Raw genomic sequence first — 16452 nt, 5'->3', positions numbered from 1 at the left:
TCCAACACCCGGCGCAACGTTCACCGGGCTGCACGCGATCATTTATCCCATCCACCCGGACACGCTATGCACCCCTCCATGTTGCTGTCCTGAAAGTTCGCATAAGGATGGCGCGCGCCGCTGAGGTCGGCCTGGGCCAGGTTGGCTTCGCCAAATTTGGTTTCCTGCAAATTAGCGTCCTTGAGATTGGCGCCCGTCAGATCGGCTTTGTTGAGAAAGGTCATTTCCAGATCGGCCGCTTGCAGGTTGACATTGTGCATTTTCGCCCCCACCAGCCGGGAGAATTGCAGGTATGCCGCACTGAGGTTGGCGTTCTCCAACTGCGCGCCCTGGGCGAACATGCCCCAGGCCTGCACCGCTTGCAGGCTGGCGCCGCTGAGGTTGGCCAGACGCACATTGGCTTGTTGCAGGCTGGCGCGGGTCAGGTTGGCGTCTTGCAGATTGGCCTTCTCCAGATTGGCCAGGTCCAGAATGGCATGCCGCAGATTAGCGCCGTGCAGGTCGGCACCGGTCAGGTTCATTTTGCGCAGGATCTGATTGCTCAGGTCAGCGCCGTGCAGATCGACGCCGGGGCACTGGCTGCCCTCGGCAATCGTGCAACCGTTGATCACCAGCGGCGCGCCATCGTCTTCGTCGGCGACCGCGCTGGCGATGATCAACAGCAGGGACAGGGCAAGGTATTTCATCCGATGTACTCGCAAGGTAAAGGGCATTATTGGGTGCGTTAGAACACACCCCGCAAACACGAGAGCTGTAGGCGCTGCCGAAAATCTCTTTTATTCAGATAGTGAGGGGGCACCTGCTCACGGTTGTCATCCAGCGCGTCAGTGACTGAACAGACCTGTCGCGAGCAAGCTCCCTCCCACACATACCTGGCCGCCTTGCTTACTGCTTCGCGACCTTGCCCTTGCTGTCCCAACTCGGGATCTTGAACACCCAGAACGAGCCGCCCTGAGCCACCGGCTTGGTCAGCTCAGCCATGTCGCCGCCCCACAACGGCACTGCGCCGCCATAACCCACGGTTACGCCGATGTACTGCTCGCCGTCCTGATCCCAAGTGATGGGCGGGGACACGATGCCGCTGCCGGTCTGGAAGTGCCACAGCTCTTCGCCGGTCTTGGCGTTGAACGCCTTGAAGAAACCGTCCCCGGTGCCGGTGAAAACCAGGTTGCCCTTGGTTGCCAGCACCCCGGCCCACAACGGCAGGCGCTCCTTGTGTTCCCAGACGATCTTGCCGGTGGTCGGGTTGACTGCACGCAGGGTGCCGACGTGGTCCTCATACATGCGCTTGATGCGAAAACCCATGCCCAGGTACGCCGAACCTTTCTTGTAGTTGACCTCCTCGGTCCAGTAGTCCTCTTTCCACTGGTTGGCGGGGATGTAGAACAGGCCGGTGTCTTGGCTGTAGGCCATGGGGTTCCAGTTCTTGCCACCCAGAAACGGCGGCGAGACTTCCACCGGCTTGCCTTTGGTCTCACCCGGCAGCGGTTTGGCCGGGCGCGAGCCTTCATTTTCCACCGGCCGCCCGGTCTTCAGATCGATATGGCTGGCCCAACTGATGTTGTCGACGAAGGGGAAGGCGTTCTGCAATTTGCCGTTATTGCGATCAACCACATAGAAAAAACCATTGCGGTCGGCGTGACCGGTTGCCTTGACGGTCTTGCCTTCGGTGGTCTTGTAGTCGAACAGCACCAGTTCGTTATTGCCGGAGAAATCCCAGGCGTCGTTCGGCGTGTGCTGATAGAACCATTTCACTTCGCCGGTGCTTGGATCGACCCCGACCTGACCTGAGGTGTACAGGCTGTCGTAGTCGTGCGGGTTACCGTCCTTGGCGGTGCGTGCCCAAGTGTTCCAGGGGCCTGGGTTGCCTGCGCCGACGATGATGGTGTTGGTTTCGGCATCGAAGCTTGCGCTTTGCCACGGGGCGCCGCCGCCGTGGCTCCAGGCTTGGACCTTGCCGGTTTCGGTCGTGGAGTCGTCAGGCCAGGAAGGCGCCTTGACGTCGCCGGTCACGGTGCTGTCCTTGCCGTTGAGGTGCCCCATGTGGCCTTCCACGAAAGGCCGCATCCATACCTCTTCACCGGTGTCCGGGTCGCGGGCGAAGAGGCGTCCGACCACACCGAACTCATCCCCGGAGCTACCATGGATCAGCAGCACCTTGCCGGTGACTTTGTCCTTGATCAGCACCGGGGCGCCGGTCATGGTGTAGCCGCCGCTGTGATCGCCGAATTTCTTGTTCCACACCACTTTGCCGGTGTTCTTGTCCAGGGCGATGACCCGCGCATCGAGCGTGCCGAAGAAGATCTTGTCGCCATAGATCGCCGCGCCCCGGTTGACCACATCGCAACACGGGCGAATGTCGTCCGGCAGTCGATGGTTGTAGGTCCACAGGCGCTTGCCGGTCTTGGCATCGAGGGCAAACACCCGCGAATAGGAACCGGTGACGTAGACCACGCCGTCACTGACGATGGCCTGGGATTCCTGGCCGCGCTGCTTCTCATCGCCAAACGAGTAAGACCACGCAGGCGTCAGCTTGAACACGTTCTTGTCGTTGACCAGGGCCAGCGGGCTCCAGCGTTGAGCGTTGGTGCCCATGCCGTATTGCAGGACGTTTTTCGTGCTCAGGTGGTCGTTGGCGATGTCGTCCCAGGTGACGTTATGGGTGTCGTCCGCCAGGCCATTCAACGACAGAGTGCCCAGCAGCAGGGCCAGTGAAAGAGGGGCGAGGGCGGGGAGCGATCTTCTTGTTGTCATGTTTTTGTATCCCGGTTCGGTGGAGGTCTTGACCTGCACAGGGTGAAACCGGAGGGCAGGGCGCGGATACGGAAAAACTCCCGCGCTTGCCGGGAAGACTTCCCGAACCGCCCATAAATTGGATGTGCATCACAAGCCCTACGACCAAGGAACTAGAAGGCGACCACCAAAGCAGCATTCGGCGGGTCGTCAGCGATTCATAAGATGGCTGCATGGCTTTTGCGTGCTCTCTTGAGGATATAACAATGATAAAAACGCCCGTAACCCCGCCTGATCTGGCTTGCCGTGCCAACAAGTGCTCCTTGTTGCTGGGCTGCCTGCTGCTGGGCGGCATGTTATTGAGCAATCTGGTTCAGGCCCATGGCAACGTCGTGCCCCAGGCGGTTGCCACTGATGGGCTCGAACAACTCGGGCCTGAATGGCGCACCGAGAACCCGTATCGGACCTCCAAGGACCACGACAAAGCGCTGGAGATCGGCGCCTCTGCCTACAACCAGAACTGCGCCGCGTGCCACGGTCTGGAAGCCAAGTCAGGCGGGATTGCGCCGGACCTGCGTTTGCTCGATCAAGGCGCCGCTGGCGATGAATGGTTCGTCGAGCGGGTGCGTAACGGGGCGGTGCGGGACGGTCGGGTGTACATGCCGAAAATGGCCGATTACCTCAGCCAGGAAGCGCTGTGGGCGGTGCGCACCTATCTGGACAGCGTGTACACCACGGAATGACCGGCATGCGCCGATTAGCGCGAGTTTGCAGCGTGTTGCTGGTGAGCATGCAGCTGCTGTGCTGTGCGTTCGCCAGTGCGCAGATCCGCAACTACGACAGCATCATCGCCGCCGGGGCGATCAAGGTTGCGGTGTATCAGGATTTCCCCCCCTACAGTTTTCAGGTCGACGGCAAGGCTTGCGGCGTCGATGTCGACCTGGCTACCGCACTGGCGAAGGCGCTGGGTGTGCGGCTGGAGTTGATGTGGGCGCCGCCCGGCGAGAAGCTCGATGACGATCTGCGTGATCTGATCTGGCGTGGCAACCAGTTGCGTGGCCAGCAGTTGGCCGACCTGATGATGCGGGTGCCGTACGACAAGGATTACGCGCAAAAACGCAACGATGTCGGTGAGCTGGAAAACGACCATGTGGTGATGTTCGGGCCGTACCAGACCGAGCGATGGCAGGTGGCATTCGACCGGCGTCGCCTGGACGCCGTACCCAGCGTCGCAGTCTTTGACAAGCACCCCATCGGCGTCGAGATCGACAGCGTGCCATCGTTCTACCTGACCTCGATTTTCAACGCCCAGTTCGCGGGCAGCACCCATCATTTTCCGTCCGTGCAAGGCGCGTTTGCGGCCATGCATGCCGGCAAGGTCGACGCGGTGATGGCGATGCGCGGCGAAGTCGACTGGCAATTGCACCAAGCCCATGACGATCAATGGTCGCTGGCCGAAAACGCCTACCCGAGCATGGGCCGGCAGACCTGGGAAATCGGCATGGCGGTGCATGAAAGCAACCGGCAATTGGCCTATGCCGTGGAAGAAGCGCTGGAGACCCTGATCCGCGAGGGTCAGGTGCAGCGTATCTATGCCGCTTATGGCATGCGCTATGACGTGCCGGACATGTATCAATGAAACGGCTCGTCGCCTGGTTTGCCGTGCTCCTTTGTCTGGCTGACGCGGCGTATGCCGATCCCGGCAAGGACCCGGTCACTTCGGTGATGTGGGCGTACTACCAACACAAGTTTCTCAACGACCAGCCCTTCGTGTTCGATGACAAAATCATTTTGAGCGCACCGCCCTTCGCCGAAGATGCACGGCAAGTTCCCATCGAAATCGACGCTCGGGCCTACAAGGGGGACGTGGTGCGTATCCTGGCCTGGGCCGAACTCAACCCCTTGCCGCAAATCGTCGATTTTCAACCCGTCGAACGCGTGTTGCCGTGGCTGGCGATCCGCATCCGTATCGAACAGGCGACCCCCTTGCGCGCCGCCGTGCTGACCCGCGACGGCCTGTGGCATATCGGCTCGACCCGCATCGAGGCGACGGGCGGCGGATGCACAGCGCCCAGCGTGGTGCGCACGCAGCCGGGGTGGGAAGAGCACTTGGGCGAGGTCATTGGCGGGCGTTATCCGCGTATAGGCTTTAACCGTTTGCGGGTGCAAATCGCGCATCCCATGGACAACGGCATGGTCAGCGGCATTCCTGAGTTCTACCTGAATCAGGCGCAACTCAAGGACGCTAATGGCAAGCTGCTGGCGACGCTTGAGTTGTTCCCGGCGGTCAGCGAAAACCCGGTACTGGGTTTCGATATCCAAGGCGATGGTCAAACACAGCTGTCGTTGCGTGACATCAGCGGCAACCAGTTCAGTGCGACGATCCGATGACAAGGACTGCGACCATGCGTCTGCTGATTGTTTTGATGTTCTGCTTGAGCGCGTCCGCCTATGCCGATCTTGACTACCATTTGCAACCACGGCAGATCGCAGACGCCACCTATCTGCTGGAAGGCAGCACCGAGAACTTCGCCAAAAGCAACGGCGGCAATATCGTCAACACGGGCTTCATCGTCACTGACAGCGGCGTGGTGGTAATCGATACCGGCCCATCCCGGCGTTATGGAGAGGCCTTGCGCCAGGCCATCGCAACGGTAACCGACAAGCCGGTGATACAGGTTTTTCTCACCCATCATCATCCCGATCATGTACTGGGTAACCAAGCCTTCGCCGATGTGCCGATTGCAGCGCTTGCAGGGATCACCGAGCTGATGCGCAAACATGGCGACACCCTGGCCGAGAACCTGTACCGGATGGTGGGTGACTGGATGCGCGGCACCGAAACGTTGTTACCCACCCAGGTCGTGCAGGCTGGCACCATTGAAATCGGTGGACACCCGCTGCGACTGCTGGCGCTCTCAGGCCATACCGGTGCCGATCTGGCGATTCTGGATGAGAAAACCGGCGTGCTGTTTGCCGGTGACATCGTGTTTTACGAGCGAGCACTGACCACGCCGAACACGCCTGGGCTGGACGTGTGGCTCAAGGATCTCGACACCGTGCAGGCGCTGCCCTGGAAAATCCTGGTGCCTGGGCATGGCCCGATTGCCATCGACGCCAAGCCGCTGGATCAGATGCGCGATTACCTGACGTGGCTCGACCAACTGATGCGCGACGGCGCGAAGCAGGGCGCCGACATGGCTGAACTGATTCGCAGCCCCATCCCTGAGCGATTTTCCCGGATCAGCCTGACGCGCTATGAGTTGATTCGCAGCGTCAGCCATTTGTACCCGACGTATGAGCGGGCGCAGATGAGTCGTCTGGATGAGCAATAATCGCTTTTGATTCCGGCCGCAGCCCAGGAGCGCGGCTTGCCCCGCGACCGGCGGGGAACCCGTCGTAAAACCTGTGCATGCGGTGTGACAGGCAGACCGCGCGACCCGGGTTTACTGCCGCTGTGCGCTCCATCGCGACCGTCGTCACCTCCGATTGCTCCTATGCCCTGCGGGCAGAAGCCCCACATCACCTACCAAAGAACTAGAAACCTCCACATTGCGGGCAATTGTTGTCCGTCGCCTCACCGCCAACAATCGCTTTGATCGGGAAAATTTCCCGAAAGGAAGAAAACAACAATAAACCGCAGAGGCAGCCGTCATGATTCAACCCGCACGTCGCCATTCTTTTGCTCTGGGTCTGCTGGCCAGCGCCTTGCTGTTATCTGGCAGCACGCTGGCCGCTGTCACTGACGAGGAAATCCTCCAGGACCCAAAAAACCCCGAGCAGATCGTCACCAACGGTCTGGGCGTTCAGGGGCAGCGCTACAGCCCGCTGGACATCATCACTACCGACAACATCAAGGACCTGCGCCCGGTATGGGCGTTTTCGTTCGGCGGTGAGAAACAACGCGGCCAACAGGCGCAACCGATGATCAAGGACGGCGTGATGTACCTCACCGGCTCCTATTCGCGGGTGTTTGCAGTGGACGCTCGCACGGGTCACAAACTCTGGCAATACGATGCGCGCCTGCCCGATGACATCCGCCCGTGCTGCGATGTGATCAACCGCGGGGTGGCGCTGTACGGCGATCTGGTTTACTTCGGCACCCTGGACGCCAAGCTGGTGGCGCTGAACAAGGACACTGGCAAAGTGGTGTGGAGCAAGCAGGTCGCCGATCACAAAGCTGGCTACTCCATCAGCGCCGCGCCGATGATCGTCAACGGCAAGCTGATCACTGGCGTGGCGGGCGGTGAGTTCGGCGTGGTTGGCAAGGTCGAGGCCTATGACCCGAAAAACGGCACGCTGCTGTGGTCGCGACCTACCGTCGAGGGCAACATGGGCTATGTCTACAAGGACGGCCAGGCCATCGAAAATGGTATTTCCGGCGGCGAAGCCAACAAGACCTGGCCGGGTGACCTCTGGAAAACCGGCGGCGCGGCGCCCTGGCTCGGCGGCTACTACGATCCCTCCAACAACCAGATCCTGATCGGTACCGGCAACCCCTCGCCCTGGAACTCGCACATGCGGCCGGGCGATAACCTGTACTCCTCGTCACGGCTGTCGCTGAACCCGGATGACGGCACCATCAAGTGGCATTTCCAGAGCACGCCTCACGATGGTTGGGACTATGACGGCGTCAACGAGTTGATCTCCTTCGACTATCAGGAAAACGGCAACACCGTTCAAGCCGCAGCCACCGCAGACCGCAACGGTTTCTTCTATGTGCTCAATCGCAAGGACGGCAAGTTCATCCGTGGCTTCCCGTTTGCCGACAAGATCACCTGGGCCAGCGGTCTGGACAAAGACGGGCGGCCTATCTACAACGAAGCCAGTCGACCTGGGGCACCCGAGGGCGAGACCAAAGGCACGTCGGCATTCGTCGCACCAGCGTTTCTGGGTGCCAAAAACTGGATGCCGATGGCCTATAGCCCTGACACCGGGCTGTTCTATGTGCCCGGCAACGAATGGGGCATGGATATCTGGAACGAAGGCATCACCTACAAAAAGGGCGCAGCGTTTCTAGGTGCTGGCTTCACGATCCGACCGTTGAACGAGGACTACATCGGCGTACTGCGCGCCATTGATCCAAAGACCGGCAAGGAAGTGTGGCGGCATAAGAACTACGCGCCGCTGTGGGGCGGGGTGATGACCACCAAAGGCAATTTGGTGTTCACCGGTACGCCGGAGGGTTTCCTGCAGGCGTTCAACGCCAAGACCGGCGAGAAAGTCTGGGAGTTCCAGACCGGTTCCGGCGTACTGGGTTCGCCTGTGACGTGGGAAATGGACGGCGAACAGTACATTTCCGTGCTGTCCGGCTGGGGCGGCGCTGTGCCGTTGTGGGGCGGAGAAGTCGCCAAGCGGGTGAAGGACTTCAACCAGGGCGGGATGTTGTGGACGTTCAAGCTGCCCAAAGAGTTAGTGGCCAAGCATTGATGGACCTCATACCAACCCCTGCGTAATCAGTGCCAAAGTACTATTCGCCTGTCGCGTTCCTCGTGCGGTAATGGCTGTGCCGAACCTTATTCGGCACAACTACCGGTACAACACGAGGAACGACCCATGTGGAAAAAACCTGCGTTTACCGATCTGCGCATTGGCTTTGAAGTCACCATGTATTTCGCCAACCGTTGATCAACAGGCTGCGGTCGCTCACCATCGGCCGTAGCCTCCCTCAATCATGAACGATCATCGGCTTACACCCACGACAGCCAATGGTCTTATTGCTTTACGACGTAAATGCTCTAGGCTGGCGCTCATCTCCGATAACAACAAAAACAGGCTTTATATGAGCCAGAGCCTCAACCAGCTACGCAAGTTCGTTTCTCCTGAAATCATTTTCGGTGCCGGCAGTCGGCACAGCGTCGGCAACTACGCCAAGACCTTCGGTGCGCGCAAGGTTATGGTGGTCAGCGATCCGGGCGTGATAGCGGCGGGGTGGGTGACTGATGTCCAGGTCAGCCTACAAGCGCAAGGCATCGACTATTTCGTCTACAGCAACGTTTCGCCAAACCCTCGAGTCGAAGAGGTCATGCTTGGCGCCGAGTTGTATCGCGAGCATCACTGCGACGTCATCGTGGCGGTGGGCGGCGGCAGTCCGATGGACTGCGGCAAGGGTATCGGCATTGCGGTGGCCCATGGGCGCAACATCCTTGAGTTCGAGGGCGTGGATACGATTCGCGTACCAAGTCCCCCGCTGATCCTGATTCCGACCACCGCAGGCACGTCGGCCGATGTGTCGCAGTTCGTGATCATTTCCGATCAGCAGGAACGCATGAAATTCTCCATCGTCAGCAAGGCGGTGGTGCCGGATGTGTCGCTGATCGACCCCGAAACCACCCTGACCATGGACCCGTTTTTGTCCGCCTGCACCGGCATCGATGCGCTGGTACACGCCATTGAGGCGTTTGTCTCCACGGGGCATGGTCCGCTGACCGATCCCCATGCGCTGGAAGCGATGCGCCTGATCAACGGCAATCTGGTGCAGATGATCGCTAACCCGCAGGACATCGCCCTGCGCGAGAAGATCATGCTTGGCAGCATGCAGGCCGGGCTTGCCTTCTCCAACGCGATCCTTGGCGCCGTACATGCGATGTCGCACAGCCTGGGCGGGTTTCTCGACTTGCCCCATGGGCTGTGCAATGCGGTATTGGTGGAGCATGTCGTCGCATTCAATTACAACTCGGCGCCAGATCGCTTCAAAGTCATCGCCCAAACCCTGGGCATCGATTGCCGAGGTCTGAATCACGTGGCAATCAGCAAGCGCCTGGTGGGGCACCTGATTGCCCTCAAGCATCAGGTCGGCTTTCAGGAAACCCTGGGGCTGCAAGGTGTGCGGGCCTCAGACATCCCCTTCCTTTCGCAACATGCGATGGGCGATCCGTGCATTCTGACCAACCCGCGAGTGTCCAGTCAGCGCGACGTCGAGGTTGTCTATGGCGAGGCCCTCTGACGAACACCAGGGCGCACTGACGGCCCTGCTGGGGCTGGGCAACCACTCGACTCGCAAGAGCCATTACCCCGAACTGACCTTGCGCCTGGGTGAGCTGGAAAACGAACGCAACCGCTATAAGTGGTTGTTCGAGCACGCCGTCCACGGGATATTCCAGGCGAGCTTGCAGGAAGGCTTGCGGGCAGCCAACCCGGCGCTGGCGCGGATGCTGGGGTATGACGACCCGCAACAGGTGTTGTTTTCCCTTGATGATCTGGCGAGCAGCTTGTTCATCGGTGGGCCGGCCGAGACCGACGCCATCGCCTTTGTGCTGCAACGCGAAGGCAGCCTGCTGGGCTACGAAACACGCCTGCGCCGCCGGGACGGCAGTTATGTCGATGTGCTGATGAACCTGCTGCTCAAACCGGACGAAGAGGGGTTGTTCGAGGGGTTTGTCGCGGACATCACTGAGCGCAAGTTGGCCCAGAAGCGTTTGCAGGAGCTCAATGACCAACTTGAGCTGCGGGTGGCGGCGCGCACCGACGAGTTACTTGAAGCAAACCGCAACCTGCAGCAGCAGATTGCTCAGCGTGAGCAAGTTGAACAGGCGCTGCGCGATGCGCGTGACGCGGCGGAATCAGCCAACCACAGCAAGGACAAATACCTCGCTGCCGCCAGTCACGACCTGCTACAGCCCTTGAATGCCGCGCGTTTGTTGATCTCGACGTTGCGCGAGCGGTCTCTGCCCGACGCCGAGCACGTGTTGGTCGAGCGCACCCATCAAGCGCTTGAAGGCGCAGAGGACCTGCTGACTGACTTGCTCGACATCTCCAAGTTCGATCGCGCGTCGATTCAGCCTGACGTCGACGTGTATCGACTCGATGACGTGCTGTCGCCGCTGGTGTCCGAGTTCCAAAGCGTCGCGGCAGCGGCTGGCTTGACCTTGCGCTCGCGGGTCGGAAAATTTGCGATCAACACCGATTTGCGTCTGGTGACGCGAATCTTGCGCAACTTCCTCAGTAACGCCTGCCGCTATACCGAAAAAGGCTCGATCCTGCTGGGCGCTCGGCGGCGTGGCGACACAGTGCGCATCGAAGTCTGGGACACCGGACGCGGCATCGCCGAGGACCGGCTCGAATCGATTTTCCTGGAGTTCAATCAACTGGATGTCGGGCGGGCCGCCGACCGTAAAGGGGTTGGGTTGGGCCTGGCCATCGTCGAACGCATCGCGCGGATTCTCGGGGCGCGGATTCAGGTCCGCTCGCAGCCGGGGCGGGGCTCGGTGTTTAGCCTTGAGGTGCCGTTATCCTACGACATGCCGCCTCCGGTCGCGGTCGTGGTGCAACAACACGCCAGCGTCGCTAACCCGCTGCCAGGGCGCCGCTTGCTGGTGCTCGATAACGAAACCAGCATCCTCGACAGCATGGCCGCCTTGCTCGGGCAGTGGGGCTGTGAAGTGCTGACCGCGACCGATCAGGCCTCCTGCCATACGGTGCTGCAAGGCCGTGCGCCGGAGCTGATTTTGTTCGACTTCCACCTTGATCACGGCGTATTGGGTTGCGACGTCGTGCATGCCCTGCGCGAGCATTTTGACCATGACATCCCGTGCGTCATGATCAGCGCCGACCGCACCGAACTGTGCCGTCGCTCGCTGCAAAGACTCAATGCACCACTGCTCGCCAAACCGGTGAAACCCGGGAAGTTGAGGGCGGTGATGAGTCAGTTGTTGGGGTGAAGCTGCGGTGCAGCAAACTGACGGTGGACGTGTCACTCGGCTTGCGCATGAGGTGCTGTGCTAGTCGTCTGTGCTGACGCGGATCGATGGCTGGACCCTGTTTTGCATACCTTTTTGGCAAACCGTTAAAGAACCTCACACCATGACTGATACCAATATGCCTCCCGCCCTGCGTTTCATGCTCGCTGCACGCCGTAGCGAGCTGGAGGGGCTTGAGGGGTTGGCGCAGACCTGCGAGCTGGTGACGCAGATCGGCGAACTGGTGCATGCGCTGCAACGCGAGCGAGGTTATTCCAACCTCTATCTGGGCAGCCAGACGCCCGCACACTTGACCCAGCTCAACGCGCTGACCCAGGAAGCCAAGGCTGTCGAACAGCGGGTGGTGGTGTCTTTCGAGGGCATTGATTTATACGCAGCGAGTGCTTCGGATCGGGCGCGCTTGTTCAATCGGCTGGCGTACGTCATGCACGCGCTGGACGAGTTGCCGGGGCTGCGTCGGCGTATCCGTGACCGACTGCTCAGCCCACTGGAGGCGACGACGGCCTTGACTCGCTTGATCGGGGGGCTGTTGGCGGTGGTTTTCGAGGCTGCCGACACCGCAATCGATCCGGTGATCACTCGCGTGCTCGTGGCGATGTTCAACTTCATGCAGGGCAAGGAGTTGGCCGGACAGGAGCGGGCCAGCGGTGTGGCCGGGTTTTCCGCAGGTTACTTCGACAAGGCGTTGCGTGATCGCATCGAGCATCTGGCGCACAGTCAGGAGCGTTGTTTCCAGATATTTTCTGACTTCGCCGACGACCAGTCGCGCAGCCTCTGGCGCGATCAGCAGGGCAGTGCCACGGTGGTGCAGATCGTTCGTTTGCGCGGCGTGGCACTGAAAACATCGGAAACCGAAAGGGTCGATCCAACGCTGTCGGAGCTCTGGTTCGAGCTCAACACGCTGCGTATTGACGCGATGCGGGCCGTGGAGATTCATCTCGCCAACGTCCTATTGAACAACTGCCATACCAGTATCAAACAGGCCCGCGCCGATCTCGAAAACCACCGCATGCTGCTCAACCGTCTGGTGGGGCTGCAATCGGCAGGCGCGGTCGATCAGACCGTGCTGTTTAATGTTCAGGCGCTGGATCTGGACAGCGTGCCGCAGGACGGCCTCGGGCATCACTTGGGCCGCTCGGTACTGGACCTGCTGCAAGCCCAATCTCAGCGGCTGCTCAGTGCCAACGATGAGCGCGACGAAGCGCGTGAAGCCTTGAACGAGCGCAAGCTGGTGGAGCGGGCCAAGCGTCTGCTGATGGACGAGCATCAATTGAGTGAAAGCGATGCCTACGAGCGCATGCGGGTAGCGGCCATGGAGCGTGGGCAACGCATGGTCGATGTCGCGCAAACGCTATTGGCATTCGCCGCGGGGCGCCCGGCATCGCGCAAGCGCCCGTAGCGGTACTCTGCACTGGCGGCGCGCAGCGGCTGGATTGCTCGCCCCATATCTGTGCGCGGCCACTGATAAGTCGCCTCTGAAACAGCCCGGACCTGACGCGCATATCAGGCTAAACCGTGTCTTACGAGCGTTTGTTGGCGATCTGGCATGCAATCTGCTTTGAGCTGATTGCAGGCCGACCATCACGCGATGGACACATCGGCCGTTCAGCGAATTCCGGACAACGGCGTCCACTCTTTCATCGGCCCTGGCCTTGAGAGCGTGTACGCCGTTTTTTTATGCGCGTTTTTCAGGGGATCTAAGATGGACGAACAGCCAGCAATCGCAGGGCAGGATAATGCGCATGACGCGCCGCGCCGCACGTTCCTCAAGCATTCTCTGAGTGTATTGGGTGCAGGCGCAGCGATGAGCATATTGCCGCCAGGGCTGCAGTCGGCAGTGTGGGCTGCAGGCACCGATGGCGTGGAAACCACCACCGCCAAGTTGGGTTTCATTGCGCTGACTGACGCTGCGCCTTTGTTCGTTGCCGACGAAAAGGGCTTGTTCGCCAAATACGGCATGACAGGCGTCGAGGTGCTCAAGCAATCGTCCTGGGGCACCACCCGCGACAACCTGGTATTGGGTGCTGCGCACAACGGTATCGACGGCGCGCACATCCTGACGCCGATGCCCTACCTGATTTCGGCGGGCAAAATTACGCCGAACAACCAGCCGGTGCCGATGTACATCCTTGCCCGGCTGAACCTGGCCGGGCAGTGTATTTCGGTAAGCAACGAGTACGCCGACCTGAAAATCGGCACAGATGCAGCGCCTTTCAAGACCGCCCTCGCGGCGCGCAAGGCAGCAGGCAAGTCGGTCAGCGCGGCAATGACCTTCCCCGGCGGCACACATGACTTGTGGTTGCGTTACTGGCTGGCTGCCGGTGGCATTGATCCAAATAAGGAATTGTCGACCATTGTCGTGCCGCCACCACAAATGGTGGCGAACATGAAAGTCGGCAGCATGGACAGCTTCTGCGTGGGTGAGCCCTGGAACGCGCAACTGATCAGCCAGAAGGTCGGCTACACCGCCAACACCACTGGCGAGCTATGGAACAACCACCCAGAGAAGGCCCTGGCGCTGCGCGCCGATTATGTCGATGCCAATCCCAACGCAGCCAAGGCGCTGCTCAAGGCGGTGATGGAGGCGCAGATGTTTTGCGACAAGCCGGAGAACCGTGACGAAGTCGCGCAGATCTGCGCCAAGCGTCGCTGGGTCAACGCGCCGTATGAAGACATCGTCGACCGCATGAAGGGCACGTTCGACTACGGCACCGGCAAGGTGGCTCAGAACAGCCCATTCATCATGCGCTACTGGAGCGAGTTCGCCTCCTACCCGTTCAAGAGTCATGATCTGTGGTTCCTCACCGAGAACAAGCGTTGGGGCTATTTGCCGCAGGATTTCGACAGCCAGGCGCTGATCGCCAAGGTCAATCGCGAAGACATCTGGCGTACCGCCGCAGCAGAGTTGAACGTCCCTGCGGCGCAGATTCCGACCTCCACCTCGCGTGGCGTCGAAACCTTCTTCGACGGCAAAACCTTCGACCCACAAAACCCGCAAGCCTACCTCGACAGCCAGACCATCAAGGCACTGGCTTGATGCCTGCCATCCGTTCGGGAGAACACCATGAACGCAGACGTTAAACCCCTGGAAGCCGCCGAGCGGGTGAACCTGTCAAAGGCTGTCAGCCCATGGCCGGCGCGCAACAAGCGCGTGCGCCAGTTCATCGTGCAGAGTCTGGTGCCGCCACTGGTGGTGGCGGCGCTGTTGCTGCTGTTCTGGCAACTGCTGTGTAGCGGGCCGGGTTCGGCATTGCCGCCACCGACACAGGTAATCAAGGACACCTGGGAATTGATCATCCATCCGTTCTACGACAACGGCGGCAACGACAAGGGCATGGCCTGGCAACTGATCGCCAGCTTGCAACGGGTGGCCTACGGTTATCTGCTGGCGGTGATCGCAGGCATAAGCCTTGGCGTGCTGGTGGGGCAATCGGCGTGGGCGATGCGGGCGCTGGACCCGCTGTTTCAGATCCTGCGCACCGTACCGCCACTGGCCTGGCTGCCGTTGTCTTTGGCGGGTTTCAAGGACAGCCATCCTTCGGCGATTTTTGTGATTTTTATCACGGCGATCTGGCCGATCATCATCAACACCTCCGTGGGCGTGCGCAATATCCCGGAGGACTATCGCAACGTCGCCAAAGTGCTGCGCCTGAATGGCGTCGAATACTTCTGCAAGATCATGTTGCCCGCCGCCGCGCCTTATATTTTTTCCGGTTTGCGGATCGGCGTCGGGTTGTCGTGGCTGGCAATTATTGCGGCCGAGATGCTGATCGGTGGCGTGGGTATCGGCTTCTTCATTTGGGACGCCTGGAACGCTTCGCGTATCAGCGACATCATCCTCGCGCTGGTCTACGTCGGTGTCGTCGGCTTCCTGCTCGACCGGCTGGTGGCGTTCATCGGGCACTTGGTCACTCGCGGCACATCGTCCAGTTAAGGAGCACTGACATGACATCCCATAACGCCTCAAGCCAATACCTGAGCATCGAGAAAGTCGACAAGCGCTTCGAGCGCGACGGCGTGTCCAGCCAGGTATTGTGCGACATCAACCTGGACGTGCAGCGCGGCGAATACATTTCCATCATCGGCCACTCGGGCTGCGGCAAATCCACGGTGCTGAACATCGTCGCCGGGCTGATCGAGTCCAGCAGCGGCGCAGTGATCCTCGACGGCAAAGAGGTTCGGGCACCGGGCCCGGATCGCAGCCTGGTGTTTCAAAACCACTCGCTGTTGCCGTGGCTGACGGTCTACGAGAACGTCGCGCTGGCGGTGAACAAGGTGTTCAAACACAGTAAATCCAAGGCCGAGCGGCATGAATGGGTGCTGCGCAACCTAGAGCTGGTGAGCATGAGCCATGCGCTGCACAAGCGTCCGAGCGAGATTTCCGGCGGGATGAAGCAGCGCGTGGGGATCGCCCGTGCTCTGGCCATGCAGCCCAAAGTGTTGTTGCTCGACGAGCCGTTTGGCGCACTGGATGCGCTGACCCGCGCGCACCTGCAAGACGAGGTGATGCGCATCCAGGTTGAGCTGAAGAACACGGTAATGATGATCACCCACGATGTGGACGAAGCGGTGTTGCTTTCGGATCGGATTGTGATGATGACCAACGGCCCGTCAGCAACGATTGGTGAAATCCTCAAGGTCGACCTGCCACGCCCGCGTAACCGCATCGCCCTGGCCGATGACCCGCTGTACAACCAATACCGGCATGCAGTGCTGAGTTTCTTGTATGAGAAGCATCGCAAGGTGGAAATCGCGGTCTGAACCTCCTGACCGTATCAAATGCTTCACCACTGCGGATGGCGGATGTTGATCCCCAGTAGGAGCGCGGCTTGCCCCGCGACCTGGCGCGCAGCGGCAGTAAACCCGGTGTGTGCGGTTTGCCTGTCACGCCGTGTGCGCAGGTTTACGACGGGTTCCCCGCCGGTCGCGGGACAAGCCCGGCTCCTACGAGCTGAAGTGCGCCCCAAAAGTTGGATGGCTGTTGGTTAGGCTATCGTGGACTGGGCCCGGTACGCTACAG

At 60.4% G+C, this 16452-nt stretch carries 14 protein-coding genes; 12 read left to right on the top strand and 2 right to left on the bottom strand.

The window, feature by feature from the left end; genetic code table 11:
- Nucleotides 1–38 precede the first annotated feature (38 nt).
- Together VGC62_RS03540 and exaA are read right to left on the bottom strand one after the other, a co-directional pair.
- On the bottom strand, nucleotides 39–686 hold the full coding sequence (locus VGC62_RS03540) for a pentapeptide repeat-containing protein (RefSeq protein ID WP_331185686.1): 648 nt from the start codon (nucleotides 684–686) through the stop codon (nucleotides 39–41).
- A 199-nt stretch (nucleotides 687–885) separates the two neighbouring features.
- A complete protein-coding gene (gene exaA, locus VGC62_RS03535; RefSeq protein ID WP_331185685.1) occupies nucleotides 886–2754 on the bottom strand; it encodes a quinoprotein ethanol dehydrogenase in 1869 nt (622 codons plus the stop codon).
- Between the two features lie 245 nt (nucleotides 2755–2999).
- On the opposite strand from exaA, the gene pedF reads away from it, so the two are divergent.
- From pedF to VGC62_RS03475, 12 genes are all read left to right on the top strand, one after another.
- On the top strand, nucleotides 3000–3476 hold the full coding sequence (gene pedF, locus VGC62_RS03530; protein WP_414705737.1) for a cytochrome c-550 PedF: 477 nt from the start codon (nucleotides 3000–3002) through the stop codon (nucleotides 3474–3476).
- Nucleotides 3477–3481: 5 nt separating this feature from the next.
- Nucleotides 3482–4372 carry a substrate-binding periplasmic protein gene (locus VGC62_RS03525; RefSeq protein ID WP_331185684.1) on the top strand — a complete coding sequence of 297 codons (891 nt, stop codon included), beginning with the start codon at nucleotides 3482–3484 and terminating at the stop codon, nucleotides 4370–4372.
- Complete coding sequence (locus VGC62_RS03520; protein ID WP_331185683.1) at nucleotides 4369–5124, top strand: quinoprotein dehydrogenase-associated SoxYZ-like carrier; 756 nt, start codon at nucleotides 4369–4371, stop codon at nucleotides 5122–5124. Before VGC62_RS03525 ends, VGC62_RS03520 begins: the two co-directional genes overlap by 4 nt.
- Nucleotides 5125–5138: 14 nt before the next feature.
- Nucleotides 5139–6068, top strand: coding sequence for a quinoprotein relay system zinc metallohydrolase 1 (locus tag VGC62_RS03515; protein ID WP_331185682.1), 930 nt, complete (start codon nucleotides 5139–5141; stop codon nucleotides 6066–6068).
- Nucleotides 6069–6387: 319 nt separating this feature from the next.
- The gene (locus VGC62_RS03510) at nucleotides 6388–8163 is read left to right on the top strand and encodes a PQQ-dependent methanol/ethanol family dehydrogenase (protein ID WP_331185681.1); all 1776 of its coding nucleotides are present in this window, start codon (nucleotides 6388–6390) and stop codon (nucleotides 8161–8163) included.
- Nucleotides 8164–8289: 126 nt separating this feature from the next.
- Nucleotides 8290–8361 (top strand): pyrroloquinoline quinone precursor peptide PqqA, encoded by a 72-nt coding sequence (gene pqqA / locus VGC62_RS03505; protein WP_009394664.1) that lies wholly within the window; start codon nucleotides 8290–8292, stop codon nucleotides 8359–8361.
- Nucleotides 8362–8515: 154 nt separating this feature from the next.
- The gene (ercA, locus tag VGC62_RS03500; RefSeq protein ID WP_331185680.1) at nucleotides 8516–9679 is read left to right on the top strand and encodes an alcohol dehydrogenase-like regulatory protein ErcA; all 1164 of its coding nucleotides are present in this window, start codon (nucleotides 8516–8518) and stop codon (nucleotides 9677–9679) included.
- On the top strand, nucleotides 9663–11393 hold the full coding sequence (locus VGC62_RS03495) for a NahK/ErcS family hybrid sensor histidine kinase/response regulator (protein ID WP_331185679.1): 1731 nt from the start codon (nucleotides 9663–9665) through the stop codon (nucleotides 11391–11393). Before ercA ends, VGC62_RS03495 begins: the two co-directional genes overlap by 17 nt.
- 142 nt (nucleotides 11394–11535) lie before the next feature.
- Nucleotides 11536–12831 (top strand): nitrate- and nitrite sensing domain-containing protein, encoded by a 1296-nt coding sequence (locus VGC62_RS03490; RefSeq protein WP_331185678.1) that lies wholly within the window; start codon nucleotides 11536–11538, stop codon nucleotides 12829–12831.
- Between the two features lie 303 nt (nucleotides 12832–13134).
- On the top strand, nucleotides 13135–14469 hold the full coding sequence (locus VGC62_RS03485) for a CmpA/NrtA family ABC transporter substrate-binding protein (RefSeq protein WP_331185677.1): 1335 nt from the start codon (nucleotides 13135–13137) through the stop codon (nucleotides 14467–14469).
- Nucleotides 14470–14496: 27 nt separating this feature from the next.
- The gene (gene ntrB / locus VGC62_RS03480) at nucleotides 14497–15366 is read left to right on the top strand and encodes a nitrate ABC transporter permease (protein ID WP_331185676.1); all 870 of its coding nucleotides are present in this window, start codon (nucleotides 14497–14499) and stop codon (nucleotides 15364–15366) included.
- An 11-nt stretch (nucleotides 15367–15377) separates the two neighbouring features.
- Entirely contained in the window at nucleotides 15378–16193 is an 816-nt protein-coding gene (locus VGC62_RS03475) for an ABC transporter ATP-binding protein (protein ID WP_331185675.1), read from the top strand.
- Nucleotides 16194–16452 lie beyond the last annotated feature (259 nt).

The organism is Pseudomonas sp., from assembly GCF_036404235.1.
GTDB lineage: Bacteria > Pseudomonadota > Gammaproteobacteria > Pseudomonadales > Pseudomonadaceae > Aquipseudomonas.
Note: the sequence above shows the minus strand (reverse complement) of the source record. Positions and strands in the feature narration are given on the sequence as shown.

Bases quoted from the DNA above. Each gene is read 5' to 3' on its own strand.
- ercA (WP_331185680.1), top strand. From the start codon at position 8,516: ATGAGCCAGAGCCTCAACCAGCTACGCAAGTTCGTTTCTCCTGAAATC.
- VGC62_RS03495 (WP_331185679.1), top strand. From the start codon at position 9,663: ATGGCGAGGCCCTCTGACGAACACCAGGGCGCACTGACGGCCCTGCTG.
- VGC62_RS03490 (WP_331185678.1), top strand. From the start codon at position 11,536: ATGACTGATACCAATATGCCTCCCGCCCTGCGTTTCATGCTCGCTGCA.
- VGC62_RS03515 (WP_331185682.1), top strand. From the start codon at position 5,139: ATGCGTCTGCTGATTGTTTTGATGTTCTGCTTGAGCGCGTCCGCCTAT.
- VGC62_RS03485 (WP_331185677.1), top strand. From the start codon at position 13,135: ATGGACGAACAGCCAGCAATCGCAGGGCAGGATAATGCGCATGACGCG.
- VGC62_RS03475 (WP_331185675.1), top strand. From the start codon at position 15,378: ATGACATCCCATAACGCCTCAAGCCAATACCTGAGCATCGAGAAAGTC.
- pedF (WP_414705737.1), top strand. From the start codon at position 3,000: ATGATAAAAACGCCCGTAACCCCGCCTGATCTGGCTTGCCGTGCCAAC.
- ntrB (WP_331185676.1), top strand. From the start codon at position 14,497: ATGAACGCAGACGTTAAACCCCTGGAAGCCGCCGAGCGGGTGAACCTG.
- VGC62_RS03525 (WP_331185684.1), top strand. From the start codon at position 3,482: ATGCGCCGATTAGCGCGAGTTTGCAGCGTGTTGCTGGTGAGCATGCAG.
- VGC62_RS03540 (WP_331185686.1), bottom strand. From the start codon at position 686: ATGAAATACCTTGCCCTGTCCCTGCTGTTGATCATCGCCAGCGCGGTC.
- VGC62_RS03510 (WP_331185681.1), top strand. From the start codon at position 6,388: ATGATTCAACCCGCACGTCGCCATTCTTTTGCTCTGGGTCTGCTGGCC.
- exaA (WP_331185685.1), bottom strand. From the start codon at position 2,754: ATGACAACAAGAAGATCGCTCCCCGCCCTCGCCCCTCTTTCACTGGCC.
- VGC62_RS03520 (WP_331185683.1), top strand. From the start codon at position 4,369: ATGAAACGGCTCGTCGCCTGGTTTGCCGTGCTCCTTTGTCTGGCTGAC.